The sequence below is a fragment of the Halopseudomonas sp. genome (genome assembly GCF_038130085.1).
GTDB lineage: Bacteria > Pseudomonadota > Gammaproteobacteria > Pseudomonadales > Pseudomonadaceae > Halopseudomonas.
Genome location: NZ_JAYPMU010000013.1, coordinates 17,283 through 41,772, shown reverse-complemented (window position 1 = coordinate 41,772; position 24,490 = coordinate 17,283). Strand labels below are relative to the sequence as shown.

The 24,490-nt window shown below is 63.6% G+C and carries 21 protein-coding genes; 12 read left to right on the top strand and 9 right to left on the bottom strand.

Annotated features, from left to right (window positions below; translation table 11 throughout):
• The first annotated feature begins 9 nt into the window (after positions 1-9).
• The 3 genes from alr (at position 10) to AAFM31_RS11340 (ending at position 2,103) form a co-directional block, all read left to right on the top strand.
• Positions 10-1,080 (top strand): alanine racemase, encoded by a 1,071-nt coding sequence (gene alr / locus AAFM31_RS11350; protein ID WP_341708051.1) that lies wholly within the window; start codon positions 10-12, stop codon positions 1,078-1,080.
• A gap of 105 nt (positions 1,081-1,185) precedes the next feature.
• A complete protein-coding gene (locus AAFM31_RS11345) occupies positions 1,186-1,734 on the top strand; it encodes a cupin domain-containing protein (protein WP_341708050.1) in 549 nt (182 codons plus the stop codon).
• 69 nt (positions 1,735-1,803) lie between these two features.
• Positions 1,804-2,103, top strand: a complete 300-nt coding sequence (locus AAFM31_RS11340) for a hypothetical protein (protein WP_341708111.1) — start codon at positions 1,804-1,806, stop codon at positions 2,101-2,103.
• Positions 2,104-2,159: 56 nt separating this feature from the next.
• Here the strand turns inward: AAFM31_RS11340 and AAFM31_RS11335 are convergent, their stop codons facing one another.
• The 3 genes from AAFM31_RS11335 to AAFM31_RS11325 all read right to left on the bottom strand — a co-directional run bounded on the left by AAFM31_RS11335 (position 2,160) and on the right by AAFM31_RS11325 (position 7,986).
• Positions 2,160-3,566: an efflux transporter outer membrane subunit gene (locus AAFM31_RS11335; RefSeq protein WP_341708049.1), complete on the bottom strand. Its 1,407-nt coding sequence runs from the start codon at positions 3,564-3,566 to the stop codon at positions 2,160-2,162.
• Complete coding sequence (locus AAFM31_RS11330) at positions 3,559-6,741, bottom strand: multidrug efflux RND transporter permease subunit (protein WP_341708048.1); 3,183 nt, start codon at positions 6,739-6,741, stop codon at positions 3,559-3,561. Before AAFM31_RS11330 ends, AAFM31_RS11335 begins: the two co-directional genes overlap by 8 nt.
• A gap of 75 nt (positions 6,742-6,816) precedes the next feature.
• A complete protein-coding gene (locus AAFM31_RS11325; protein WP_341708047.1) occupies positions 6,817-7,986 on the bottom strand; it encodes an efflux RND transporter periplasmic adaptor subunit in 1,170 nt (389 codons plus the stop codon).
• A gap of 386 nt (positions 7,987-8,372) precedes the next feature.
• On the opposite strand from AAFM31_RS11325, the gene AAFM31_RS11320 reads away from it, so the two are divergent.
• A complete protein-coding gene (locus AAFM31_RS11320; RefSeq protein WP_341708046.1) occupies positions 8,373-9,329 on the top strand; it encodes an AraC family transcriptional regulator in 957 nt (318 codons plus the stop codon).
• Positions 9,330-9,342: 13 nt separating this feature from the next.
• On the opposite strand, the gene AAFM31_RS11315 is transcribed toward AAFM31_RS11320, so the two are convergent.
• Positions 9,343-9,903 (bottom strand): DUF4136 domain-containing protein, encoded by a 561-nt coding sequence (locus AAFM31_RS11315; protein ID WP_341708045.1) that lies wholly within the window; start codon positions 9,901-9,903, stop codon positions 9,343-9,345.
• A gap of 302 nt (positions 9,904-10,205) precedes the next feature.
• On the opposite strand from AAFM31_RS11315, the gene AAFM31_RS11310 reads away from it, so the two are divergent.
• The gene (locus tag AAFM31_RS11310) at positions 10,206-11,036 is read left to right on the top strand and encodes a BON domain-containing protein (RefSeq protein WP_341708044.1); all 831 of its coding nucleotides are present in this window, start codon (positions 10,206-10,208) and stop codon (positions 11,034-11,036) included.
• A 91-nt stretch (positions 11,037-11,127) separates the two neighbouring features.
• On the top strand, positions 11,128-11,292 hold the full coding sequence (locus AAFM31_RS11305; RefSeq protein WP_341708043.1) for a DUF1328 domain-containing protein: 165 nt from the start codon (positions 11,128-11,130) through the stop codon (positions 11,290-11,292).
• Between the two features lie 58 nt (positions 11,293-11,350).
• Here AAFM31_RS11305 and aqpZ read toward each other — a convergent pair whose 3' ends face one another.
• Positions 11,351-12,040, bottom strand: a complete 690-nt coding sequence (gene aqpZ, locus AAFM31_RS11300; protein ID WP_341708042.1) for an aquaporin Z — start codon at positions 12,038-12,040, stop codon at positions 11,351-11,353.
• A 185-nt stretch (positions 12,041-12,225) separates the two neighbouring features.
• On the opposite strand from aqpZ, the gene AAFM31_RS11295 reads away from it, so the two are divergent.
• The gene (locus AAFM31_RS11295; protein ID WP_341708041.1) at positions 12,226-14,580 is read left to right on the top strand and encodes a xylulose 5-phosphate 3-epimerase; all 2,355 of its coding nucleotides are present in this window, start codon (positions 12,226-12,228) and stop codon (positions 14,578-14,580) included.
• On the opposite strand, the gene AAFM31_RS11290 is transcribed toward AAFM31_RS11295, so the two are convergent.
• A complete protein-coding gene (locus AAFM31_RS11290; protein ID WP_341708040.1) occupies positions 14,566-17,253 on the bottom strand; it encodes an HAD-IC family P-type ATPase in 2,688 nt (895 codons plus the stop codon). The two genes, AAFM31_RS11295 and AAFM31_RS11290, sit on opposite strands and share 15 nt — an antisense overlap.
• 13 nt (positions 17,254-17,266) lie before the next feature.
• Complete coding sequence (locus tag AAFM31_RS11285; RefSeq protein ID WP_341708039.1) at positions 17,267-18,670, bottom strand: MBL fold metallo-hydrolase; 1,404 nt, start codon at positions 18,668-18,670, stop codon at positions 17,267-17,269.
• Between the two features lie 138 nt (positions 18,671-18,808).
• Between AAFM31_RS11285 and AAFM31_RS11280 the strand changes: the two genes are divergently transcribed.
• Entirely contained in the window at positions 18,809-19,186 is a 378-nt protein-coding gene (locus tag AAFM31_RS11280) for a carboxymuconolactone decarboxylase family protein (protein ID WP_341708038.1), read from the top strand.
• 4 nt (positions 19,187-19,190) lie between these two features.
• Here AAFM31_RS11280 and hmpA read toward each other — a convergent pair whose 3' ends face one another.
• The gene (gene hmpA, locus AAFM31_RS11275) at positions 19,191-20,369 is read right to left on the bottom strand and encodes an NO-inducible flavohemoprotein (RefSeq protein ID WP_341708037.1); all 1,179 of its coding nucleotides are present in this window, start codon (positions 20,367-20,369) and stop codon (positions 19,191-19,193) included.
• 187 nt (positions 20,370-20,556) lie between these two features.
• Here hmpA and norR point away from each other — a divergent pair, with 187 nt between their 5' ends.
• Entirely contained in the window at positions 20,557-22,143 is a 1,587-nt protein-coding gene (norR, locus tag AAFM31_RS11270) for a nitric oxide reductase transcriptional regulator NorR (RefSeq protein WP_341708036.1), read from the top strand.
• Here norR and AAFM31_RS11265 read toward each other — a convergent pair.
• Positions 22,116-22,484, bottom strand: coding sequence for a glutathione S-transferase N-terminal domain-containing protein (locus tag AAFM31_RS11265; protein ID WP_341708035.1), 369 nt, complete (start codon positions 22,482-22,484; stop codon positions 22,116-22,118). The genes norR and AAFM31_RS11265 overlap by 28 nt on opposite strands.
• A 125-nt stretch (positions 22,485-22,609) precedes the next feature.
• Between AAFM31_RS11265 and AAFM31_RS11260 the strand changes: the two genes are divergently transcribed.
• The 3 genes from AAFM31_RS11260 (at position 22,610) to AAFM31_RS11250 (ending at position 24,457) form a co-directional block, all read left to right on the top strand.
• Positions 22,610-22,843 carry a DUF3820 family protein gene (locus AAFM31_RS11260; protein WP_341708034.1) on the top strand — a complete coding sequence of 78 codons (234 nt, stop codon included), beginning with the start codon at positions 22,610-22,612 and terminating at the stop codon, positions 22,841-22,843.
• Positions 22,844-22,963: 120 nt separating this feature from the next.
• Positions 22,964-23,563, top strand: coding sequence for an NAD(P)H:quinone oxidoreductase (gene wrbA, locus AAFM31_RS11255; protein ID WP_341708033.1), 600 nt, complete (start codon positions 22,964-22,966; stop codon positions 23,561-23,563).
• A gap of 99 nt (positions 23,564-23,662) precedes the next feature.
• Positions 23,663-24,457 carry an SDR family oxidoreductase gene (locus AAFM31_RS11250; RefSeq protein ID WP_341708032.1) on the top strand — a complete coding sequence of 265 codons (795 nt, stop codon included), beginning with the start codon at positions 23,663-23,665 and terminating at the stop codon, positions 24,455-24,457.
• Positions 24,458-24,490: the final 33 nt, after the last annotated feature.

Below are 24,490 nucleotides of genomic sequence, written 5' to 3'. Positions count from 1 at the left end.
GCCTTGCCCATGCGCCCAGCCCAAGCCCTGATCGATCTGTCTGCCCTGCGTCACAACTATCAACTGGCCAAGTCGCTGTCCGGGCGCCGGGCGCTGGCGGTGGTCAAGGCCAACGCCTACGGGCATGGCGCCGTTCAATGCGCCGAAGCGCTGCAGGCCGATGCCGACGGCTTCGCCGTCGCCTGCATCGAGGAAGCGCTGGAGTTGCGCGCAGCCGGCATTCGCGGCCCGATCCTGCTGCTCGAAGGCTGGTTCGATGCCGACGAGCTGCCACTGCTGGCCGAGCATGACCTCTGGGCGGTGCTGCACCACGATGCCCAGCTGCAGCAACTGCAAGCGGCCACCCTCAGCCGACCGCTGCACATCTGGCTGAAGCTTGACAGCGGCATGCACCGGGTTGGTTTCAGCCCCGAGGAATACGCCAGCATCTGGCACCGCCTTGCCGCGTTGCCGCAGGTCGCCAGCCTGACCAAGATCAGCCACTTCGCCCGCGCCGACGAGCCCGAGACCGGCCGCACCGAGCAGCAACTGGCGACCTTTGCGGCGGCGACCGCAGGCCTGGATGGCCCGGCCAGCCTGTGCAATTCGCCCGGCATTCTGGCCTGGCCGCAGGCCCACAATGATTGGCTGCGCCCGGGCATCATGCTGTACGGCGCAACCCCGTTCGAATTCGAGCAAGAGCACGCCGCCAAACTGCGTCCGGTGATGCAACTGACCTCGCGCATCATTGCCGTGCGCGAGCTGCCCGCGGGAGAGCCCATCGGCTATGGCTCGCGCTTCATCACCAGTCGCCCGACCCGGGTCGGCGTGGTTGCCATGGGCTACGCCGATGGCTACCCGCGTCACGCGAAGGACGGTACACCGGTACTGGTCGACGGCCAGCGCACCCGACTGATCGGCCGCGTATCGATGGACATGCTCACCGTCGAGCTGACCGACCTGCCCGCCAGCGGCCTTGGCAGCAGCGTCACCCTCTGGGGTGATGGCCTGAACGCCAGCGAGGTGGCAAGCTGGGCTGACAGCATTCCCTATCAGCTGTTCTGCAACCTGAATCGGGTACCCCGTCACTATCGTGGCTAAGTAGATTGCACAGCTGTTGAAAATTCTGAACAGCCGTGCAATTATCCCCCGGTCGAACGCCGCCGTTGCGGCGTCCTGTCTACCCTTCCCCGGAGGAATCAGCCATTGGACGTGGGTGCTCGTCTCAAAACCATTCGCAAACTCAAAGGTTTATCGCAGCGTGAACTGGCCAAACGGGCCGGCGTCACCAACAGCACTATTTCCATGATCGAGAAGAACAGCGTCAGCCCCTCGGTCAGTTCGCTGAAAAAAGTTCTCTCCGGCATCCCCATGTCACTGGTCGACTTCTTCTCGCTGGAGCTGGAAGAAGACACCCAGCGCAAGGTGATCTACCGCGCCGACGAGCTGCTCGACATCGGCTCCAACGAAGTCACCATGAAACTGGTCGGCAAGGGCCACCCCAACCGCGCCTTCTCCTTCCTCAACGAGACCTACCCGCCAGGCTCCGATACCGGCCCGGACATGCTCAACCACGAAGGCGAAGAAGCCGGTACCGTGGTCAGCGGCCAGCTCGAAGTGACCGTTGGCAGCGAGGTTTACGTGCTGGCGACCGGCGACAGCTACTACTTCGACAGCAGCCAGCCGCACCGCTTCCGCAATCCATTTGAGGAGCCGTGTGTGTTGATCAGCGCGACAACACCGGCGAACTTTTAAAGGCGGGGCGTTCAACGCCCCGTTTTCGTTTCAGTCATTCAAACCCAACCATTAGGATCAATGCCCATGATCAAAATCGACCTGAATGACCCTACACAATTTACTAAGAAAAGAGTTTCCGAACTCATCGGCTCAGTAACTGACAACCAGCACTGGCAGTTACGTGTCACGAAAGATGGAATCGCCTTTCTCTCGGACGTGGTAGGAAACCAAAACACAGATGACTTAGCGTTCCGCTTGGAAACTTGGTGTGCAGGTAATAACTACGTGGGTTTCCAAGCAGCGCACGACGAAGCCTGGGTTAACCAAGTCCACAAAGACCTAGAGGAAAATTGGCCTAAGCCAAAAAGCACTCTGATTGACTATTGAGCCTTCAAGAGGACTCAACCGATCAAAGCACACTCTGGAGTAGGCCGAACCAAGTCCTATAACCGGATATCAGCCTCAGACGGCGCCCCCGCCAACGAGCGATAGACGCTGACCATCGCGGTTGCCGTTTCGACCCTGCTCTGCACTAGATCACTGCGCACGGCGGTCAGTTGCTGCTCGGCATCCAGCACTTCGAAGTACTCGATATAGCCCTGCTCGTAGCGCAGCCGCGCCTGATCCACCGCGGCCCGAGCGGCCTCGCTGGAGGCCTGCAACCAGCGACTGCGCTCACGCGATTGGCGATAACGCACCAATCCGTTTTCGGTTTCTTCCAGTGCCAGCAGCACGGCCTGCTGGTATTGCGCCAGCCGTTCAGCACCGGTCGCATCGGCGGCGGCGATACGCGCGCGCACGCCTTCCACATCAAGGAACGTCCAGTCGATTCCCAGCGTTACCGCGCGTGACTCCGCGCCGGCGCTGAACAGATCGCCGCCGCTGCCGGCCACCGAGCCGAGCAGGGCGCCGAGGGTAAAGCGCGGGAACAAGTCGGCGGTCGCCACACCGATCCGCGCGGTCGCTGCTGCCAGACGGCGCTCGGCGGCCCGTATATCTGGACGACGACGCAGCACCTCGGCCGGGGTAGCCACCGGGATACGCGCTCGCATGGCCGGTAGCGGGCGTGCTTCTGCCAGTTGCTGATTGAGCGCCGCCGGCGGCTGCCCGGTCAGCACTGCCAGGCGATGCAGGCTGAGCTGCACCTCGGCCTGACGCTGCGGCACTGCGGCGCGCAGAGCATTCAGCTGGGCCTGCGCGCGCACCCGATCAAACTCGGTGCCACGCCCGGCATCCAGCCTGGCGGTGACGATATCCAGTGATTGCTGCTGCAGGTCGACATTCTGCTCGGCGACGGCCAGCAACTGCTGCTGACCGCGCAAGGTGAAGTAACCACTGGCGACCTCGCCGGCGATTGCGACCTGCAATGCCTGCACGTCCGCTGCGCTGGCCTGCAGGTCAGCCTCGCCGGCTTCCACTGCGCGCTGCAGACGACCATAAAAATCCGGCTCCCAACTGGCGACCGCGCCAAGTGAGTATTGCTCAACCCGGGCACGGCCCGGGTCAGAGCGCTCGACTTCCGCCAGATGCTGCTCGCCTGCCGCCCCTTGCAGAGTAACGCTCGGCCAGCGGTCACGTCGGGCGCCGCGCAGCAGCGCTTCGGCGCCCTGATAGCGCGCCAACAGCGTCTGCACATCCAGATTCTGGGCCAGCGCGCGATCGATCAGCCCGGCCAGTTGAGGATCATTGAACCCAGCCCAGAAGCGCTTCTCACTGTGCTGACTCGGATCGGCCAGCGCATCGGCCTGACTGAAGCTCGCCAGTTGCACCGATGCCGGCGCCTGATACTCAGGGCCCACGGCGCAGGCCGCCAGCATCACGCTGAGGGCCAGAGGTAACAGCTTATGCATCGATCTTTTCCTCCGCGTGCGCAGCAACAGACTGGGGCCGCTCGACAGTGAGCGAGGTGCCGGCCAGCTTGCGCAGCGCAACATAGAACACCGGTGTCAGCAGCAGCCCGAACAGGGTCACGCCGAGCATGCCGGTAAACACGGTAATACCCATGGCGTTGCGCACTTCGCTGCCAGCGCCGGAGGCCAGCACCAGCGGCAACACGCCGGCGATAAAGGCCACCGAGGTCATGATGATCGGGCGCAGGCGCAGACGACTGGCTTCCAGCGCCGCCTTGACGGTCTCCATGCCATGCATCTCCAGCTCACGGGCGAACTCGACAATCAAAATGGCGTTCTTGCAGGCCAGCCCCATCAGCACCACCAGGCCGACTTGAACGAAGATGTTGGCGTCACCACCGGTCCACCAGACGCCGATCATCGCCGCCAGCAGACACATCGGTACGATCAGGATCACCGCCAGCGGCATCACCCAGCTCTCGTACAACGCCGCCAACACCAGGAACACCAGCAGCAAGGCAACCGGGAACACCACCAGCGCGGCGCTGCCCTGATTGACCTGCTGGAAGCTCAGGTCAGTCCACTGGATCTGCATGCCGGGCGGTAGCGCCTTGGCCGCAACGGCCGCGACCGTGTCCAGCGTTTCGGTCGACGACAGCATTGCCGGATCGGACTGACCAATCAGGTCTGCCGCCGGGTAGCCGTTGTAGCGAATCACCGGGTCCGGGCCAAAGCTCGGCGTGAGGCTGACCATGGTATTGAGTGGCACCATCTCGCCAGCGGCGTTACGCACGTAGAGGCTGTCCAGATCACTCGGCTCGTCGCGGAAGGGCGCATCGGCCTGGGCGCGCACCTGGTAGGTGCGGCCGAACAGGTTGAAGTCGTTGATGTACTGCGCGCCGAAATACAGCTGCAGGGTGCCGAACAGCTCATCCAGACGCACGCCCTGTGCCTTGGCCTGCAGACGATCCACCTCGGCGTCCAGTTGCGGCACGTTGGCCTGATACGAGGTAATCGGGAAGCCCAGCCCCGGCGTCTGGCTCAGCGCCATGGCCAGGCTGTCGGAGGCCTGCTGCAGCGCGCCGTAGCCATCGCCACGACGATCCTGAATGTACAGCGAGTACCCAGACCCGGCGCCCAGACCAAAGACCGGCGGCGGCATAAAGGAGATGGCAAAGCCCTCCTTGATCTCGCCCAGCTTGGCGTTGATGTCGTCGGCAATTTCCAGCGCGGTACGCTCACGCACGTCAAAGTCGTCAAACAGGATGAACACGGTGCCGACGTTTGGCGTATTGGTGCCCTGCAGCGCGTTGAAGCCGACAAACGCCGCCGCGTGCGAAACACCTTCGGTTTCCATCGCCAGATCACTGACTCGACGTGCCAGCGCTTCGGTGCGGTCCAGCGTCGCCCCTTCCGGCAGACGAATGCTGCCAATCAGGTAGGTCTTGTCCTGGGTTGGAATAAAGCCACCCGGTACCTGACGAAACATCACCACGGTGGTTGCCAGCAGCACCAGATAGACCACAAACACCATGCCGCGGCGCCCAAGACCCCGGCCCACCAGCCGCTCGTAACGCTCGGCGTTGCGCTGGAAAAATCGGTTGAACGGCCGGAACAGCCAGCCGAAGCTACGGTTGATCACCCTAGTCGGCAGATCCGGCGCGGCGCCATGCGGCTTGAGCAGGGTAGCGGCCAGCGCCGGTGACAGGGTCAGCGAGTTGATCGCCGAGATCACCGTGGTAATCGCAATGGTCACCGCGAACTGACGGTAGAACTGGCCGGTGATGCCATCCAGAAACGCCATCGGCACGAACACCGCGCAAAGCACCAGACTGATCGCCACAATCGGGCCGCTGACCTCGCGCATCGCCTGGTGCGCCGCCGCCAACGGTGCCAGCCCCTGTTCGATATTACGCTCGACGTTCTCGACTACCACGATGGCATCATCCACCACGATGCCAATCGCCAGCACCATGGCAAACAGCGTCAGGGTGTTGATCGAGAAACCCAGCATCAGCAGCACGGCAAAGCTGCCGACAATCGATACCGGCACCGCCAGCAGCGGAATCAGCGAGGCGCGCCAGGTCTGCAGGAACAGAATCACCACCAGCACCACCAGCGCTACCGCTTCGAGCAAGGTCTGGATCACCGAGCTGATCGACGTGCTGACAAACACGGTCGGGTCGTAGGCCACTTCCCAGCTCAGCCCCTCAGGAAAGTCCTCGGCCAGCTCGGCCATTTTGGCGCGCACCGCCGCAGACACGTCCAGCGCGTTGGAGTCGGGCGACTGGAAGATCGGTAGCGCCACGGCCTGACGACCATTGAGCAGCGCGCGTAACGAATCTTCCTGCGCCGCCAGCTCGATACGCGCCACATCACGCAGGCGGGTAATCTGGCCGTCGTCACCGGTTTTCAGCACGATGTCGCCAAAGGCTTCGGTGCTGTCCAGACGCCCCTTGGCGTTGATGGAAATCAGCAGGTCGGAGCTGTTCGGCATCGGCGGTGCGCCGATCTGACCGGCCGAGACCTGCACGTTCTGCTCCTGCACCGCGGCGACGATATCGCCCGCGCTGACACCCAGCGAGGCCGCCCGCTGCGGATCGATCCACAACCGCATGGCGTAGTCACCGGCACCAAACAAGCCCGCCTGACCGACGCCCGGAATCCGCGCCAGCTCGTCACGGATATGCAGCACCGCGTAGTTGCGAATGTAGGTGGCATCCAGACTGTCGTCCGGCGAAATCAGGTGCACCGCCATCATCAGGTTCGGCGACTGCTTCTGGGTGGTTACACCCAGTCGGCGCACATCTTCCGGTAGCCGCGGCAGCGCCTGCGAGACCCGATTCTGCACCTGCACCTGCGCCTGATCCGGGTCGGTGCCCAGGGCGAAGGTCACGGTCAGCGCCAGACTGCCGTCGCTGCCGGCCACCGACTTCATGTAGATCATGTCTTCCACGCCATTGATGGCTTCTTCCAGCGGCGTGGCAACCGTTTCCGAGATGGTTTTCGGGTTGGCACCCGGATAGCTCGCACTGACCAGCACGCTGGGCGGCACGACCTCCGGGTACTCGCTGACCGGCAGCATCGGAATACTGATCAGGCCAACCACGAAGATGATGATCGACAGCACCGAGGCAAAGATCGGCCGGTCGACGAAGAAACGTGAAATATTCACGGCAATACGCTCCCTTGGCGTGCTCCGCAGAGCACGCCCCAGCAATATCGTTAAAAGGCGAAAGTCAGTTCAGAATCAGAACGCGGTCTGCAGTGCGACCTCGGTACTGACCGGCTTGCTGCGGTCCATGGCCACCAGTTGCGGCGCCACTTCGAAGCCCGGATAGAGGATCTTCTGCAGACCGTTGACCACCACTCGGTCGCCCGACTGCAGGCCCTCGCGGATCACCAGCAAGCCATCGACCCGGCGACCGGTCTCGACAAAACGGCGGGTCGCCCGGTTCTCGGCATCCAGTACATAGACATAGCGACGGTCTTGATCAGTCAGCACGGCGTTCTGGTCGATCAGAATCGCCTGCCGGGCAGCCGCTACCGGCATCTGCACCCGGGCAAACTGCCCCGGACGGAACAGCCCCTCGGGGTTGGCGATCACCGCCCGGTACTGCAGCGTGCCGGTACTGGCGTTGAACTGGTTGTCGACGAAGTCGAGCTGACCCTGATAAGGGTAATCCTGACCACTACCCAGCCCCAGGCGCACCGGCACCGAAGCCGCCTCTGCGTGAGGGTTGTCCTCGACGGTCTGCTGATCGCTCTCGAAGTACACATACAGCGGGTCAACCGACACCAGCGTCGCCAACAAGGATGTGTCCGCGGTCACCAGATTGCCGCGGGTGATTTCCGCGCGCCCCATGCGCCCGGAAACCGGCGCCTTGACCTCGGTGTAGGCGAGTTCCAGCTCGGCGTTATCCAGCGCGGCGGCGGCCGAGGCCAGCGCAGCCTGCGCGATACTGCGGGCGGCACTGCGCTGCTCCAGCTCCTCGCGGGAAATAGCCCGACGCTCCCACAACTGCTCGGCCCGCTGCGCTTCGCGCGCGGCCAGCGTTACCTGACTGCGGGCGCGTGCCACTTCCGCTCGGGCCATCTGCAGGCGCGCCTGATAAGGGCGCTGGTCGATGACAAACAGCACGTCACCCTGTTTGACCAGCTCACCTTCTGCAAAAGCCACCTTGTCGATGTAACCGCTGACGCGGGCTCGCAGCTCCACGGTTTCCGGTGCGGCCATACGGCCGGTAAAGCTGTCCCAGAGGGTCACATCGCGCGGCTGCGCCACCGCCACATCGACCTCAGGTGCCGGTAAGTTCGGGTTATTGGCCTGATCGCCGCTGGCCTCGCAACCAGCCAGTAGCAGCAATAGCGCGGTGACCGCGCCCGTACGGGCAAAGCCGTTAAAAACATGCTTGTTCATGTAATCCATCGCTCCCTGTGATGTGGGCAATATTTGGCAGGCAAAAAAAGGGATCCCCGCGCGCCGAGGGGGCACGTCGGTTGGTTGAAGGGGATCGGGTATGGAGTGAACGATACGTGCCGGGGGGCGAATGCAGGTAGCGGAGTCCTGCGCCAAGATTGCCTATTTCTGTAAATCTGCAGAATCAGGCAATCTTACCAACCCGCCTGATGAAGGAGCATTCAGCTCATATTTGCACCACAAACAAACAAAACGGACCATACAGGACAAGGCTTTGCGCGATCCTGCAAGCTTATTGCCCGATCCTGCAATTGCCAAAAGACTGTCATATGGTTACGAATTGATCTGCGTATACTGTCGCGAAACTCCGAACGAGGCTGTTTCTCATGATTGATCTGCACGCCCAACCAACCGGACTTGATATGCCCATGTGCCGCCAGTTGGCAGACCTGGTGGGCGAGCAGGCGGTCAACGAGGGCATCAACCAGACGAGCATTCCGGGGCTTGAGGTCTACCGCACCGATCAGCCAACCAGCTTCAACTCCACCGTCTACGAACCGGCACTGTGCGTCATTGCCCAAGGCAGTAAGACAGTGCAACTGGGCGACAAGGAGATCCTTTACGGCCCGCTGACCTACATGATCTCGGCGGTCGAACTGCCGGTCGGCGGCAGCGTGATCGACGCAACACCAAGCGCCCCCTATCTGGCGGCCAAGCTGTCACTCGACCAACAGGAAATCGCCGAACTGGTGCTCGAGCTGGGCGATGAATTGCCACCGCTGGATCAGCAACGCGACTGCTCCGCAGCCTCCTGCGGCCTGTGCGTAGCGCCGCTGGATACCGGCATCCTGCAGGCCATGACCCGCCTGGTGGCTTTGCTGTCGTCGCCGACCGATGCACGCATTCTTGCGCCGCTGGTGCGCCGCGAGATCATCTACCGCGCGCTTATGGGTGAGATGGGCTGGCGACTGCGCGACTTTGTCGCCACCGACACCCAGGCCCATCGTATATCCAAGGTCATTGCCGTACTGAAAGACCGCTTTGCCGAACCGCTGCGGGTGCGGGAGCTGGCCGAAGACGTGAACATGAGCGAGTCGACCCTGTTCCACACCTTCAAACAGGTCACCCGGATGTCGCCGGTGCAATTCCAGAAGAAGCTGCGCCTGCACGAGGCGCGGCGGCTGATGCTGACCGAGGGGTTGGAAGCGGCGACGGCGAGTTACCGCGTTGGCTACGAAAGCCCCTCGCACTTCAGCCGCGAATACCGCCGCATGTTTGGCGCTCCACCGCGTGCCGATGTCACCAAGCTGCGCGGCGATCAGGCGCTGGTGGCCAGCCTGTAGCCAACGCTCAGTTTCAGTAGGGTGGATAGGCCGCCAGGATGCGGCTGACCAAGCGCTGAATCTGCTCGTCGCGCTTGCTCGGCGTCAACTCGCGTTCGCTCATGCGCTCGCTTTCACTGCCACGCCAGAGCAGGCTGCCAGTATCGGCGTCGAGCAGGTCGATCTGCAGGGTCAGCTCGCGATAATCAACCGGGTAGGTCTGAATCGCCGGGCCACCCCAGAAACCGCCCCAGCCCGTGCCCCAGTAGCCACCAAAGCTGGTAGTGACGTTATCCTGCCGTTTCTCGACCAGCACATAGCTGCGCACCTGCAGGTCGGCGGTCTTGCCATCGAGCACCGGACGCAGGCCGCGGGCATCAAGCTGCTCGGCAACCGCCTGCTCAATTCGACCAGCCATCAGCTCACCACCGATCCGCGGATCATCACTTGGTCGAAACTCCACTCGCGGCTCGGCCCACTGCCAGGTCTGATCGGCCGCAAAGTCGTGACTGACGTCGTAATCCGGCTTCACCACCGCCCCCTGACAGGCGGTCAGCAGCAACAACAGAGGCAGGACAAGAATAGGCGCACGCATGGGAACAGACTCCGCTGAGAGATGAAAAAGGCCAGATAGACCGACCATTACCGGCTGGCCGCCGCACACCGGCGACACCGCCACAAGATTACCCAAGGTAGACAACGAAATCGCTTGCAAATTGCACGACCCAGACAGGCAATTCGTGCAATGCGCATGCACATCACGCGCATCAACAAAACATAACGTATTGATTTTATTGGAATTTAAGGCTAACTAAAAAACTGGCACAGCCCCTGCAATCTTCCTCACAACGGTCACCGAAAAGGCCGCTGACGGAAACGATCACAGGAGAGACACCCATGACCAAGCTGAAAACCATCGCCCTCGCTACTGCTACCGCCAGCCTGATCGGCATGATGCCGCTGGCCGCACATGCCGACAACGGCGATCTGGCCGAGGCTCGCCAGGAAGGCTCGATCTGGACCGCAATCGCGCTGAATCGTCACCTCAACCCCTTCACCATCGACGTCGATGTCGAAAGCGGGGTCGCCACCCTGAGCGGTGAAGTGGAAAGCGATATCGACCGCGACCTGGCGGAGCAGGTTGCCAAGGGCATCAACGGCGTTGAAGAGGTCGACAACCAGCTGACCGTCAATCCGGACGCCAAGCGCAAAGAGCAGCAGGCGGGCACACCGACCCTTTCCCAGAGCTTCAACAATGCGACCACCACCGCCAGCATCAAATCCAAGCTGCTGTGGAACAGTAACACCGAAGGTCTCGACATCGACGTCAGCACCGAGAACGGTGTCGTCACCCTGAGCGGCAGCGCCCAGAGCGACGAGGCGCGCGATCTCGCCGGCATGCTTGCCAAAGACACCGACGGGGTGCATCGGGTCAACAACCAGATTCGCGTCGACGGTGAAACCAGCAGCGCTGCCAAAGCACAGCAGGCAGCCGATCAGGCCGGTGCCGCAATCAGCGATGCCTGGATTACCAGCAAGGTGAAATCCAGCTACCTGCTCAGCAGCAACCTCAGCGGTCTGGATATTTCGGTGGACACCAAAGACGGAGTGGTAACCCTGGGCGGCAGCGTCATGTCAGGTGAGGAGAAAGACCTCGCCGTGCAAACCGCCAAGAACCTGCGCGGGGTTAAGGGCGTCAGTGCCGAAAACCTGCGTATCGCCAACTGACCCGACCGGCCCGGTTAGCCCCGGGCTCGCACCCAAGGGCGTCAGCCGCTGCGTCGCGCTGCGCTGACCGCTAAAGAAAAGGAGATCAACCATGCTTAGCTGGGCCATTACCTTTCTGATCATCGCCATCATCGCCGCCGTGCTGGGCTTTGGTGGTATCGCCGGCACCGCGACCGGCATTGCCAAGATTCTGTTCCTGGTCTTTCTGGTGCTGTTCGTCGTGTCCTTCATCATGGGCCGCAGGCCTCGAATGTAGCGACCAACCAAAGCACCAAGCCAGCACCCGCCTTGCGCGGGTGCTGGCGTTTCTGCGCTCAGTCCTCGGTTTTGCCGATCAGACGATACATCAGCGCCCCCACCGCACCGCCAACAATAGGCGCCAACCAGAACAGCCACAGCTGCGCCACCGCCCAGTCGCCGACAAACACCGCAACACCGGTGCTGCGCGCCGGGTTAACCGAAGTATTGGTCACAGGAATCGAGATCAGGTGGATCAGCGTCAGACACAAGCCGATGGCAATCGGCGCGAAGCCGGCCGGCGCCCGCGCGTCGGTTGCGCCCATGATCACCAGCAGGAACATCGCCGTCATCACCAGCTCGCAGATCAGCGCGGCGGTGAACGAATAACCGCCGGGCGAATGCTCACCGTAGCCGTTCGAGGCAAAGCCAGCCGACACATCAAAGCCAGCCTGACCGCTGGCAATCAGATAGAGCACGCCACCCGCCAGCACCCCGCCGATCACCTGCGCGACGATATACGGCAACAACTTCGAGCCCTCGAAACGACCACCGACCCAGAGCCCGACCGACACCGCCGGGTTGAGGTGGCAACCAGAAATATGGCCAATCGCAAAAGCCATGGTCAGCACTGTCAGACCAAACGCCAGCGAGACGCCCAGCAGGCCGATTCCGACATCCGGAAACGCCGAGGCCAATACCGCCGCACCGCAGCCGCCCAGCACCAGCCAGAAGGTTCCAAACAACTCTGCAAGATACGCTTTCATAACCCGCTCCCTGTTGAAGTGCGCCGGCTGGCGCCACTGTCAGATTAGGCGCGGCCGACAAAGGCGCAAGTGCTCTGGCGCCCGGCGGTCGGCCAACAGCCCCCAGCGGTGAACACTGACCCAGCGCAAGGCGCTCTGCGCTATCTCTGCTACCTTGGCATCAGAACAGGGCAAGGAGACCCAGCATGACCGATTCGCTGCACGACTGGAGCCAAGGCTACGGTGTCATCAGCCACGACTTTCTGACCCGAGACCGCATCAGCGACCTTCTTGCGGAGCTGGCCGCCGACGGCACCTGCACCGTGGCTCAGGCCACTCTGTTGCTCAAGGCCGCCGATCGGCTGTGCAATGTGGCGATGCGCCAGGTGGCGCACATGACCTACGCCCGCCAGGTCTATCTGGACGGCCGCCCGCTCGCGCAGAGCGACTTCAAACCCCAGCCCGAAGGCCACACCGGCGGCGCACTGAATATGGTGCCGGCCTACGTTGGCTACCTGCTGGCCAACGCCCTGACCGGCACTACCCGCAGCTGGCTGATGGGGCAGGGGCACTGCGTGGCGGCGATAGACGCGGTCAACGTGCTGATGGGCAACACCGACGCGGCTCAGGCCGAGCGCTATCCGTTCAGCGATGCCGGACTCAGCCAGCTTTGCCAGGACTTCTACAGCTACGCCATCGACGCCGAAGGCCGCCCTGCGGTCCCGCTTGGCAGCCACGTCAATCCGCATACCGGCGGCGGCATCAGTGAAGGCGGCTACCTCGGCTTTGCTGGCCTGCAGTACGTGCACATGCCGCTGCCGGGGCAGGAACTGGTGACCTTCCTCAGCGACGGCGCCTTCGAGGAGCAGCGCGGCAGCGACTGGGCGCCACGCTGGTGGCGCGGTGAAGACAGCGGGCTGGTAATGCCGATCATGATCGCCAACGGCCGGCGTATCGACCAGCGCTCGACCATGGCTCAGGTTGGCGGCGTCGACTGGCTGCGCGAGCATTTGGCGCTCAACGGCTTTGACCCGATTGACATCGACGGCCGCGATCCGGCCGCCTTCGCCTGGGCGATCATTCGCATGGCCCGTGCCCTGCGCAGCACGCACCAGTTGGTCGTTAGCGGTGAGGCCGAATACCCGGTGCGCCTGCCCTACACCATCGCCGAAACCGTCAAGGGCTTCGGCTTTCCGGGCGCCGGCACGAACGCCGCCCACAACCTGCCGCTGGTCGACAACCCGGCCATCAGCGAAGCCGCCCGCGAGCGCTTCAATCAGGGCATTGCCGCGCTGCACGTGGACGAAACCGAGCTGCGCGCCGCGGTTGCCGCCCTGAACACCCACAGCGAGCAGCAGCGTCCGCAGGAGAAGGATCATCCGCTGGCCCGCATTCAGGTTCCCACGCCACGACTGCCGCCGATTGCCGCTGAACAGCCCGCTGCGCCGATGGCCGCCATCGACCAGTGGTTCTGCGCCCTGACCCGCGCCAATCCGCAGCTGCGCGTGCGGGTCGGCAACCCGGATGAAATGCGCAGCAACCGCATGAACCAGACCCTCGATCAGCTGCTGCACCGGGTCACCGCCGCCGAAGACGGCATCGCCGAAGGTCTGCAGGGCAGCGTGATTACCGCGCTGAACGAGGAGGCCGTGGTCTCCGCGGCACTGGCCAACCGCCAGGGCATCAACTTGGCCGTCAGCTATGAAGCCTTTGCGGTAAAAATGCTCGGCGCCATGCGGCAGGAGCTGATTTTCAGCCGCCACGCCCGCGAACTGGGCCGCGCCCCCGGCTGGCTCAGCGTGCCGATAATCGCCACCTCGCACACTTGGGAGAACGGCAAGAACGAGCAGTCCCATCAGGACCCGACCCTGTGCGACGCCTGGCTGCAGGAAATGAGCGACGGCGCCCCGGTCTATTTTCCGGTCGACAGCCACAGCGCCGTCGCGGTGATGCGCAAGGTCTACGCCAGCCACGGCAAGGTGGCGCTGATCGTCGCCCCGAAAAACCCGGTCGAGCCCTGCCTGACAGTACCCGAGGCCGACGCCGCAGCCGACACCGGCTTCGCCGTGCTGAATGCCGATCCCGGTGCCGAGCTGCAACTGTTGGCCGTCGGTGCCTATCAGCTGCAGGCGGTGCGGCAAGCCGCCCAGCACCTGCGATATCACGGTGTGCCCTGCAGCGAGGTAGCAATCATCGAGCCGGGGCTGCTGCGCGAGGGGCGTGATGCCATGGAACAGGCGGTGGTGCACAGCGACGCCGAGCTGGCCCGGCAGATCCCGGCGGCGCGCTGCCGGCTGTTCGTCTGCCACGGCCATGCCGAGGTGATGACCGGGGTGCTGCGGCGCCTCGACACCGGCCCGCGCACCAGCCGTTTCCTCGGCTACCGCAACCGCGGTGGCACGCTGGACACCTTCGGCATGCAGTTCGCCAACCGCCAAAGCTGGGCGCATCTGGTCGCCGAGGCTGCACAGCTGCTGAATCGCCCGCTGGACGGCCTGCTCGGCAAGGCTGAACAGGCGGTGCTCAGGGGCCAGGGTGATCCGCTGCTACTGGCGCGCTGAGTGGCGCGCCGCCTGCCAGCGGCGCAACGCCTTTTCCAGCTCAACCACCACGAAGATCGACAGGGCAACCGCTGTCAGCCGCAGCCAGTCTGCGGCCGCCAGCGACTCCAGCCCGAACAGCTGCTGCGACCAGGGCAGATAGCTGTAAAGCAACTGCAGCATCACGACCCCAGCGATGGCGCCGAGCATCGGCCCGGCGCGCCGGAAGATGGCCGGCGTCAGCACCGAGGCATCGAGGAAGCGGCAATTGATCAGATATACCGCCTCGATCATCACCAGCGTATTGACCGCCACCGCCCGCGCCAGCTCGACGGACGCGCCGTGACGCAGGTAATCGCCAAACTGCCAGAACACCAGCCCCGCAGCCCAGACCGAAACCAGCAGCGTGCGCCAGGCCAGCTCGGCACTGATCAGGCTCTGCCCGGCCGGGCGCGGCGGGCGTGCCATTACCCCCGGCTCCGGTGGCTCAAAGGCCAGCGCCAGTGCCAGCGTGACCGTGGTCACCATGTTGATCCAGAGAATCTGCGCCGGGGTAATCGGCAGGGTCCAGCCGAGCAGGATGGCGAAAATGATCACCGTGGCCTCGGCCAGACTGGTCGGCAGAATGTAGAGAATCGATTTGACCACGTTGTCATACACGGTGCGGCCTTCGGCGACCGCGTGGGCGATGGTGGCAAAGTTATCGTCGGTCAGCACCATGTCGCCCGCTTCACGCGCCGCATCGGTACCCTTGCCGCCCATGGCGATGCCGATATTGGCCTGACGCAGCGCCGGTGCGTCATTCACCCCGTCGCCGGTCATTGCCACCACCCGCCCTTGGCGCTGCAGCGCCTCAACCAACTGCAGCTTGTTGGCCGGGCTGGTGCGGGCAAAGATGTCGACGTTGGCAGCCGCCTTGTCCAGCTGCGCGGCATCGAGCTGATCCAGCTCGGCACCGGTCAGCACCCGCTCGACATTCAGGCCCAGTTCGGCGCCGATGGCCGCCGCGGTCAGCGGGTTATCACCGGTGATCATCTTCACCCGAATACCCGCCTGATGGCAGCGCTCGATGCTGTCGATGGCCTCCGGCCGCGGCGGGTCATTGATGCCGATCAGCGCCAGCAGGCAGAGGCCTTGCTCGATCAGCCCATGCTCGGCGTGGGCATCAGTCGGTAGACGCCGTTCAGCCAGCGCCAGCACGCGCATGCCCTCGGCGCCCAGGCGCTCCAGCGCGGCCTGCCAGTACGCCGCATCCAGCGGTTCCGGCCCGTTCACACCAAACTGTTCGCTGCAGCAGCCAATTAGCCGATCCGGTGCGCCCTTGACCGCCAGCAGGGCGGTTGGCTCGCTGTCACAACGGTGCAGGGTCGCCATATAGCGGCGCTCGCTTTCAAACGGCAGCTCTTCCACCCGCGGCCAGTGCTCCAGCAGCTCACCCGCATCGGTCAGGGTCTTGCGGGCCAGCGCCAGCAGCGCGCCTTCGGTCGGGTCGCCGTGCAGTTTCCACTGGCCGTTTTCCTGCGACAGGCTGGCGTCGTTGCACAGCAGCGCCACCCGCGCAGCGGCCAGCAGCGCCCCGTCGGCAGCCGGCTCGATGCGCCCCTGCGGGCTGTAGCCATCACCTTCAATGCGGTGCAGTTGCACGGCGGTCACGCACTGGCGGGCGGTCATGGTATTGGCAGTGAGGGTGCCAGTCTTGTCTGAGCAGATGACATCGACCGAGCCGAGCACCTCGACGCTGGGCAACCGTCGCACCAGCGCCTGCTGCCGAGCCATGCGCTGCACGCCAATCGCCAGCGCGATGGTAACGATGGCGGGCAGCCCTTCGGGAATGGTCGCCACGGCGATACCGATAGCCGCCTGCACCATGTCGTCCAGCGCCAGACCACGCAGCAGATTGCCGACCACCAGGGTCAGCAGGGCGATGCCCAGGGTCAGAATGCTCAGCTGGCGGGCGAAGCGCGCCAGTTGCTGCTGCAACGGGGTATCCGCCAGCGTGGCCTGACGGGTCAACTCGCTGATGCGGCCGATCTCGGTCTGCGCCGCGGTGCGACACACCAGCCCACGGCCAACGCCAGCGGTCACCAGCGTGCCCATAAAGGCCATGCCGTGCTGCTCGGCCAACGGCGCGGCAGCCGCCGCAGCCTCCAGCCGCTTGCGTACCGCTACCGATTCCCCGGTCAGCATGGATTCGTCGCAGGCCAAATCCTTCAACTGCAGCAGACGCAAGTCAGCCGGCACCTTGTCGCCGGCCTGCAGGCTGACCAGATCACCCGGCACCAGTTCGCTGCTGTCGACGGTAAGCAGCTGACCGTCGCGCCAGACCAGCGAGCGGGTGCGACTCATGCCAAGGATGGCCTGCAGCGCGGCAGACGCCTTGCCTTCCTGCACGAAGCCCACCAGCGCGTTGATCAGCACCACACCGAAGATCACCCCGGCGTCGACCCGATGGCCCATCAGCAAACTGATGATGCCGCTGCCAATCAAGACGTAAATCAGGGTGTTCTGAAACTGGCGGGCAAGGCGCCGCCAAGCCGGTTCCGGCGGCGCCGGGGGCAGGGCATTGGCGCCATGCTGCTGCAACCGCGTTACCGCCTCGGCCTGACTCAGCCCCTGATCACTGCTGTCCAGACGCTCAAGCGCGCTGGCCTGATCAATGGCGTGCCAGTCAACCGACGATCCCTGCTCGGCCATACCGCTGCTCCACTCAGAATGCCAGACACTGGCCCGGGGTCGGGATCATGGCTTCGATCTGGCGCTCGTCCCAGAGCCGCTTGGCCAGCGCATCCAGCGCTTCCGGCTCGCCGTGTACCAGCACCACCTTCGGGTTATTTTCAAAGTGGCTGACCCACTCCACCAGCCCGGTCTGGCCGGCATGGGCAGAGAAACCACCGAGGGTCTCGATCTGCGCGCGTACCAGATACTCCTCACGGAACAGCTTGATGCGCTGCACCCCGTCAATCAGGATGCGACCCAAGGTGTTGCGCGCCTGATAACCGACAAACACGATGGTATTGCGCTCATCCCAGATGCGCTGCTTGAAGTGATGACGGATGCGGCCGCCGGTACACATGCCGCTGCCAGCGATGATCAGCGCGCCGCGCTTGATCTTGTTGATCATCATCGACTCGTCGGTGCTGGGCGTCAGCTGCAGGCGTGGCAGAAAGTCCCGCAGCAGGGTCTGATCGCCGCTGCACAGCCCCTTCACCCCCTCGCAGTCGAGCTGACCGAGCCAGCGGTCATACAGCCGGGTGACTTCGATCGCCATCGGGCTATCGAGAAACACCTGCCAGTTATCCAGCTTGCCCTGCTCGTGCAACTGGCCGAGATAAAACAGCAGCTCCTGGGTACGGCCAACCGCAAAGGCCGGAAACATCACGTTACCGCCGCGCTCCCAGGCCTCGCTCAACACCTGCTCGAACTGATCCAGCGTACTGCCCAGATCGCGGTGATCGCGGTCGCCGTAGGTGCCTTCCATCATCACCAGGTCGGCGCGGGTCAGCACCTCGGGGTCAAACAGCAGCACGCTGTCTTTCTTACCCAGATCACCGGAGAACACCAGGCGTTTTTCCCGACCCTGCTCCTGCAGGGTCAGCTCGACGATCGCCGAGCCCAGAATGTGGCCTGCATCATGAAAGGTCACGCTGCCCGCCTCACCGATCGCAAAGGGCTGGTGATAACGCTGCGGCGAGCACTGTTTGAACACTCGTTCAACATCGGCGCGAGTATAGGCAGGTTGCAACTCGGGAGCCCCGCGACGTGAGCGGCGCAGGTTCTCGCGTTCCAGATCACGCTCGTACAGCCCGGCGGCATCGTTGAGCATCACCTCCAGCAGATCAGCGGAGGCGCGGGTGCAGTAGATTGGCCCGCGGAACCCCTCACTGACCAGCTTGGGCAGCAGACCGGAGTGGTCGATATGAGCATGAGAGAGAATTACCGCGTCGATCTCCGCGGGCTTGAAGGCAAAACGCTCTTCCTGCAGACGGTCAACCGCGTCGCCGCCCTGATGCATACCGCAATCGAGCAACACCTTGCCCACTGCCGCCGAACTCAACAGGTGGCAGGACCCTGTCACTTCCTGCGCTGCACCCAGAAACCGAATACTCGCCATGCAAACCACCTCCGCTGTTCCAATTTGCTCACACCACTCTGGCACAGTTTGCCGGGCTCTGCCGGGCACCACGCTGACCCACATCAGCGTTCGCGCCGACAGGCTGATAAACTGCCGCGATCTTTACAGGAGCAGACTATGAGCAACACCAAGCTGGAAGGCGTACAGGTACGCCGGGAAGTCATGGGCGACGCCTTCGTTGACCGCGCCCTGAACAACGCCACCGAATTCAGTCAGCCGCTGCAGGAGTTCGTCAACAAGCACGCCTGGGGTGGGGTATGGAACCGCGAGGGGCTGGATCGCAAGACCCGCAGCCTGATCACCCTGGCTGCGCTGACCGCGCTGAAGTGCCCGCAGGAACTGAAAGGCCACGTGCGTGGCGCGTTAAACAACGGTTGTACGGTAGAAGAGATCCGCGAAGCACTGCTGCACTGCGCGGTCTATGCCGGTGTGCCGGCCGCCATCGACGCCTTCCGTGCGGCGCAGGAAGTCATCGACAGCTACCAGCAAGGCTGAGCACTCAGCCTTCAATTACCTCCAGCGGGCCGAAGAACTCGTAGCGGATGCGCTCCGCCGCCACCCCGAGCGAACGCAAACTGGCGTGACAGCTCTGCATGAAAGCTTTGGGACCGAGCAGGTAGACATCCAGATCGCGCTCGGCTGGCAGCAGCGCCGCCAGTCGCGCCTGGTCAAACAGCCCCTGCGGCTGCCCGGCGTCTTCGGCCAGCGGCTCGCTGTAGAGCACCTGCACCTGCAACGCCGGGTAGCCCTGCTGCAGCGCGGCGACATCGGCACCGAACGCCTGATGACGGCTGTTCAGCGCACCATGCAGAAAGTGCACGACACGGCCGCTTTCCAGCGCCGGACGCAGCATGCTCAGGGTCGGCGTGATACCCACGCCGGCACTGAGTAGCACCAGCGGGCGCTCCGCGTCGTTGAGCACAAAGTCGCCCGCCGGTGCGCTCAACAGCAGCTCATCGCCTACCAGCACACGGTCGTGCAGGTAGCCCGAGACCAGACCGGAGGGCTCGCGCTTGACGCTGATCCGGTAGTAATCCAGACCCGGACGGCAGGACAGCGAGTAATTGCGGCGTACCTGCTGGCCGTCGATATCCAGCACCAGGCAGATGTACTGGCCCGGCTTGAAAGTGGCCAGCTCACCGCCGTCAGCTGGCTGCAGGTAGAACGACTCGATCACCTCGCTTTCGCGCTCGCGGCGCACGACCTTGAAAGTCCGCTCGCCCCGCCAGCCGCCTGGCCGAGCAGCGTTGCCGGCGTACTGCGCTTCCTCGGCTCCAATCAGCAACTCAGCCAGCTGGCCATAAGCCTCGCCCCAGGCACCCAGCACCTGATCGGTCGCCGCCTCGCCCAGAACCTCACGGATCGCCGCCAGCAGGCACTCGCCGACAATTGGGTAGTGCTCCGGCTGAATCCCCAACGACACGTGCTTCTGCACGATCAGCGACACCGCGTCGCCGAGCACCTCGAGGCGATCCAGATTGGCCGCGTAGGCAACCACTGCATTGGCCAGTGCCTGACGCTGGGTGCCCTGCGCCTGATGGGTCTGGTTAAAGAACGCCTTGACCTCGGGGTAACGCTCGAACATCAGAGGGTAGAAGACCCCGGTGATGTCGGTGGCACAGGCCTTAACGGCTGGCAGTGTTGCGGCGATGATGTCTTTACTGGCTTGTGAAAGCATGGACTGTCCTTCTTGCTGAGAGAGGCGGAAAGCTGTCCGCCGTTTCAGCCGCATCCATTGCACGACGCATGCCATAAAAAATAACTAACCAGCTCAATAACTTGCGAACTATGATGTCTTTATGACACGCGAAATCTGGAAGTCTTAATGACTACAACGAGGTCTTAATGACAACAACGAGGTCTTAATGACAACATACAGCGCCACCGAGGTGTTCCTTGCCGTCAGCGCCGAACTGTCCCGCGAGACACCCGCACACGAGCGCTTTCAGCGCCTGCTGCAAGGCCTTCGTCAGGTCTTCCCATGCGACGCCGCAGCGCTGCTGCAACTGCACGAGTCCACCTTGATCCCGCTAGCGGCCGACGGCCTGAGCCCGGATACCCTCGGTCGCCGCTTCGTGGTCGACGAGCACCCACGCTTTGCTCGCATTCTGCTCAGCCACGAGCCGGTGCGCTTTGCCGCCGACTCGCCGTTACCTGACCCCTACGATGGCCTGATCAACGCGCCACCCGAGCAACTGCACGTGCACGACTGCCTCGGCATTGCATTGCATGTGGACGAGCGCCCTTGGGGCGTGCTGACGCTGGACGCACTGGAGCCCGACAGCTTCGACCGCATAGATCCACAGGAACTGCGCACCTTCGTGCGCCTGACCGAGGCCAGCGTGAAGATCTCCAATCTGATCGCCCGACTGCAGCAGCGTGCCGACCAGAGCCAGCAGATGGCCCGCGCGCTGATCGACGAGCTCGGCCAACAGAACCTGCTGGGCCAGAGCAAGGCGATGCAGACGCTGCGGGCGGAAATCGATATGGTCGCGCACTCGGACCTGACAGTGCTGATCACCGGCGAAACTGGCGTCGGCAAGGAGCTGGTTGCGCGTCAACTGCACGCTGCGTCCGGCCGCGCCAACGCACCGCTGGTCTACGTCAACTGCGCCGCGCTGCCGGAAAATCTGGTCGAAAGCGAGCTGTTCGGCCACACCCGCGGCGCATTCTCCGGTGCCGCGCAATCACGCGCCGGCCGCTTCGAGCTAGCGCACGGTGGCACCCTGTTTCTCGATGAAGTGGGCGAACTGCCGCTGGCAGTGCAGGCCAAGCTGCTGCGCGCCCTGCAGAATGGCGAGATCCAGCGCGTCGGCAGCGATCACCCGCACCACGTGGACGTGCGCATCATCGCGGCGACCAACCGCGACCTGCAGCAAGAAGTCGCCGGTGGCCAGTTCCGCGCCGACCTCTACCACCGCCTGAGCGTGTACCCGATCCGGGTACCCAGCCTGCGCGAGCGCGGCCGCGACGTGCTGCTGCTGGCCGGTCACTTCCTGGAGCAGAACCGTCGCCGGCTCGGGCTGCGCGGCCTGAGACTTGAGCCAGCCGCACGCGAGCAGCTGGTGCAATACAACTGGCCCGGCAACGTGCGTGAACTGGAACACCTCATCGGTCGCGCCGCGCTGAGGGCGCAGGCCGGCGTCGATTCGCGCCGCCGGCTGGCCAGCATCGGCCCGCCGCTGCTGGATCTGGACGCGCCAGCCAAGATGGTCAATCCGGCATCAGCCGAGCCACCGCCACTGGCGGGCACAGGGCAAGCCGGTGAGAACTTGCGGACTGCCACCGATGCCTTCCAGCGCCAACTGATCGAGCACTGCCTGCAACAGCATCAAGGCAATCGCGCCGCCGCAGCGCGGGCCCTGGGTATCGACCGGGCGAACCTCAGTCGGCTGCTCAAGCGCCTTAGTCTCGGCGAATCGGCTCAGGCCGGAAAGCGTTCTTCCAGATAGCTACGGATAGCGTTGGACTCGTACAGCCAGCGGGTCTGACCGTCCTCTTCGATACGCAGGCAGGGCACCTGAATCTTGCCACCTTCACTCAGCAGGGTCTGACGATGCTCGGCGTTGCCGGACGCATCACGCAGTTCAACCGGCAGATTGAGACGACGCAGCGTGCGCCGGATCTTTACGCAGAAAGGGCAGCCATGAAACTGGTACAGCGCCAACGAGGAGGCCGCTTTATCGACCGCCGCCTGAGCCGCGGGCTCGCGTTGCATGGGGGCAGGGCGGGTAATGAAGCTGATAAAAACAACCAGCTGGCCGACGATGACTCGCAGCGCCTTGACGATCATGGCAGTAACTCTCTTGATGGGGAAAACGGCCGCGCAGGATACCTTGTTCACCAGCGCCTGCCCAACATGACCCGACGAAGCCGCGCAGGCATAATCCACTTCACCACCATCGCCCACGAGCCGCCATGAACCCCGAAGACCTCCTGCTGCTGGTCACCCGCGAGATGCCCTACGGCAAGTACAAGGGCCGCCTGCTCGCCGACCTGCCCGGCCACTACCTCAACTGGTTCGCCCGCGCAGGCTTCCCCAAGGGCGAGATCGGCCGTCTGCTGCAGCTAATGCAGGAGATCGACCACAACGGCCTGAAGCCGCTACTCGACCCGTTGCGTCAGGGCCCTCGCCGTCGCTATCAGGACTGACCCGGCAAACACGCACTGAACTTGCCCCGCCAACCATGCTCTATGCTGAGAGACGCGCCGGTCGACCACTCTCTTGAGCGCCCGGCGCTGCACCGCCCACTACAGCAGGAGCAGATTGCGATGGCAAAAGTACTAGTGCTTTACCACTCCATGTACGGACATATCGAAACCCTCGCCCAGGTCGTTGCCGACGGCGCACGCCTGGTTCCGGGAATCGAGGTCACCATCAAGCGTGTGCCGGAAACCATGCCCGAAGAAGCCTTCAAGGCCGCCGGCGGCAAAACCGATCAGGCCGCCGATGTGGCCAGCCCAGCCGAACTGCCCGACTACGACGCCATCATCTTTGGCACCCCGACCCGCTTCGGCAACATGTCTGGGCAGATGCGCAACTTCCTCGACCAGACGGGCGGCCTGTGGGCCAAGGGCGCACTGCACGGCAAGGTTGCCAGCGTGTTTACCTCAACCGGCACCGGCGGCGGCCAGGAGATGACGATTACCTCGACCTGGACCACGCTGGCCCACCACGGCATGGTCATTCTGCCAATTGGCTACGGCACCGCCGAACTGGCCGACATCGAGCATGGCAAGGGCGGGACCCCCTATGGGGCCTCGACCATCGCCGGTGGCGACGGCTCGCGCCAGCCTGACGCTCGTGAACGCGCCATCGCCCGCTATCAGGGCAAGTACGTCGCAGGTATCACCCAGAAACTGTTTGGCTAAGACCTCCCGCCGCCGTTAGTCGGCGCGTGAGAAGACGCATTGAATTACAGTCATCATTCAATTAGTATGATGACCGCAATTCAATCTTGGAGAACGACCATGAATGCCTCTTCCCACGCCCAGACTGCGCTGATTACCGGCGCATCCAGCGGCATCGGCGCCACCTATGCTCGCCGCCTGGCTGCCCGTGGCTACAACCTGCTGCTGGTCGCCCGTAACCAAACCCGTCTGCAATTGCTCGCTGATGAACTGATTGCCAGCCACGGCGTACAGGTCAACCTGCTCGCTGCCGATCTGGAGCAGCACGCCGACATCGAGAAGGTCGCCGACCGGTTACGCAGCGACGAGCAGATCAGCCTGCTGGTCAACTCCGCTGGCGTGGCCCTGACCGGCAGCCTGGCTGAAGCCGATATCGACAGCACCTACAGCCTGCTGCAAATCAATCTGCTCGCGCTGACCATGCTCTCCAGCGCCGCAGCGGTACGCTTCAGCCTCGCCGGGCGTGGCGCAATCATCAACATCGGCTCGGTGGTGTCTCTGCTACCTGAACGCTTCAACGCCATCTACAGCGCCAGCAAGGCCTATGTATTGAGTTTGAGCCAGAGCATGCACGCCGAACTGAGCGGCAGCGGCGTACAGGTTCAGGTGGTCTTGCCCGGCGTCACCCGCACCGAGATTTTCGAGCGCTCCGGTAGTTCGCTGGCACAGATTCCGCCAAGCATGGTGATGGAGGTGGACGATCTGGTCGATGCGGCGCTGCACGGGTTTGATCAGGGCGAACTGGTGACCATCCCCTCGCTGCCGGACAGCAACGAGTGGCAGGCCCTCACCCAGGCGCGCCTGCAACTGGCACCCAATCTGTCGCACAACAAGCCTGCCACGCGCTACCACTGAACCGGGAAACCTGCGAGCCAGCCACGCTATTGC

Excerpts from the sequence above, each read along its gene's own strand:
- alr (WP_341708051.1), top strand. The coding sequence starts at position 10 with ATGCGCCCAGCCCAAGCCCTGATCGATCTGTCTGCCCTGCGTCACAAC.
- AAFM31_RS11335 (WP_341708049.1), bottom strand. The coding sequence starts at position 3,566 with ATGCATAAGCTGTTACCTCTGGCCCTCAGCGTGATGCTGGCGGCCTGC.
- AAFM31_RS11325 (WP_341708047.1), bottom strand. The coding sequence starts at position 7,986 with ATGAACAAGCATGTTTTTAACGGCTTTGCCCGTACGGGCGCGGTCACC.
- AAFM31_RS11320 (WP_341708046.1), top strand. The coding sequence starts at position 8,373 with ATGATTGATCTGCACGCCCAACCAACCGGACTTGATATGCCCATGTGC.
- AAFM31_RS11315 (WP_341708045.1), bottom strand. The coding sequence starts at position 9,903 with ATGCGTGCGCCTATTCTTGTCCTGCCTCTGTTGTTGCTGCTGACCGCC.
- AAFM31_RS11310 (WP_341708044.1), top strand. The coding sequence starts at position 10,206 with ATGACCAAGCTGAAAACCATCGCCCTCGCTACTGCTACCGCCAGCCTG.
- AAFM31_RS11305 (WP_341708043.1), top strand. The coding sequence starts at position 11,128 with ATGCTTAGCTGGGCCATTACCTTTCTGATCATCGCCATCATCGCCGCC.
- aqpZ (WP_341708042.1), bottom strand. The coding sequence starts at position 12,040 with ATGAAAGCGTATCTTGCAGAGTTGTTTGGAACCTTCTGGCTGGTGCTG.
- AAFM31_RS11295 (WP_341708041.1), top strand. The coding sequence starts at position 12,226 with ATGACCGATTCGCTGCACGACTGGAGCCAAGGCTACGGTGTCATCAGC.
- AAFM31_RS11290 (WP_341708040.1), bottom strand. The coding sequence starts at position 17,253 with ATGGCCGAGCAGGGATCGTCGGTTGACTGGCACGCCATTGATCAGGCC.
- AAFM31_RS11285 (WP_341708039.1), bottom strand. The coding sequence starts at position 18,670 with ATGGCGAGTATTCGGTTTCTGGGTGCAGCGCAGGAAGTGACAGGGTCC.
- AAFM31_RS11280 (WP_341708038.1), top strand. The coding sequence starts at position 18,809 with ATGAGCAACACCAAGCTGGAAGGCGTACAGGTACGCCGGGAAGTCATG.
- hmpA (WP_341708037.1), bottom strand. The coding sequence starts at position 20,369 with ATGCTTTCACAAGCCAGTAAAGACATCATCGCCGCAACACTGCCAGCC.
- norR (WP_341708036.1), top strand. The coding sequence starts at position 20,557 with ATGACAACATACAGCGCCACCGAGGTGTTCCTTGCCGTCAGCGCCGAA.
- AAFM31_RS11265 (WP_341708035.1), bottom strand. The coding sequence starts at position 22,484 with ATGATCGTCAAGGCGCTGCGAGTCATCGTCGGCCAGCTGGTTGTTTTT.
- AAFM31_RS11260 (WP_341708034.1), top strand. The coding sequence starts at position 22,610 with ATGAACCCCGAAGACCTCCTGCTGCTGGTCACCCGCGAGATGCCCTAC.
- wrbA (WP_341708033.1), top strand. The coding sequence starts at position 22,964 with ATGGCAAAAGTACTAGTGCTTTACCACTCCATGTACGGACATATCGAA.
- AAFM31_RS11250 (WP_341708032.1), top strand. The coding sequence starts at position 23,663 with ATGAATGCCTCTTCCCACGCCCAGACTGCGCTGATTACCGGCGCATCC.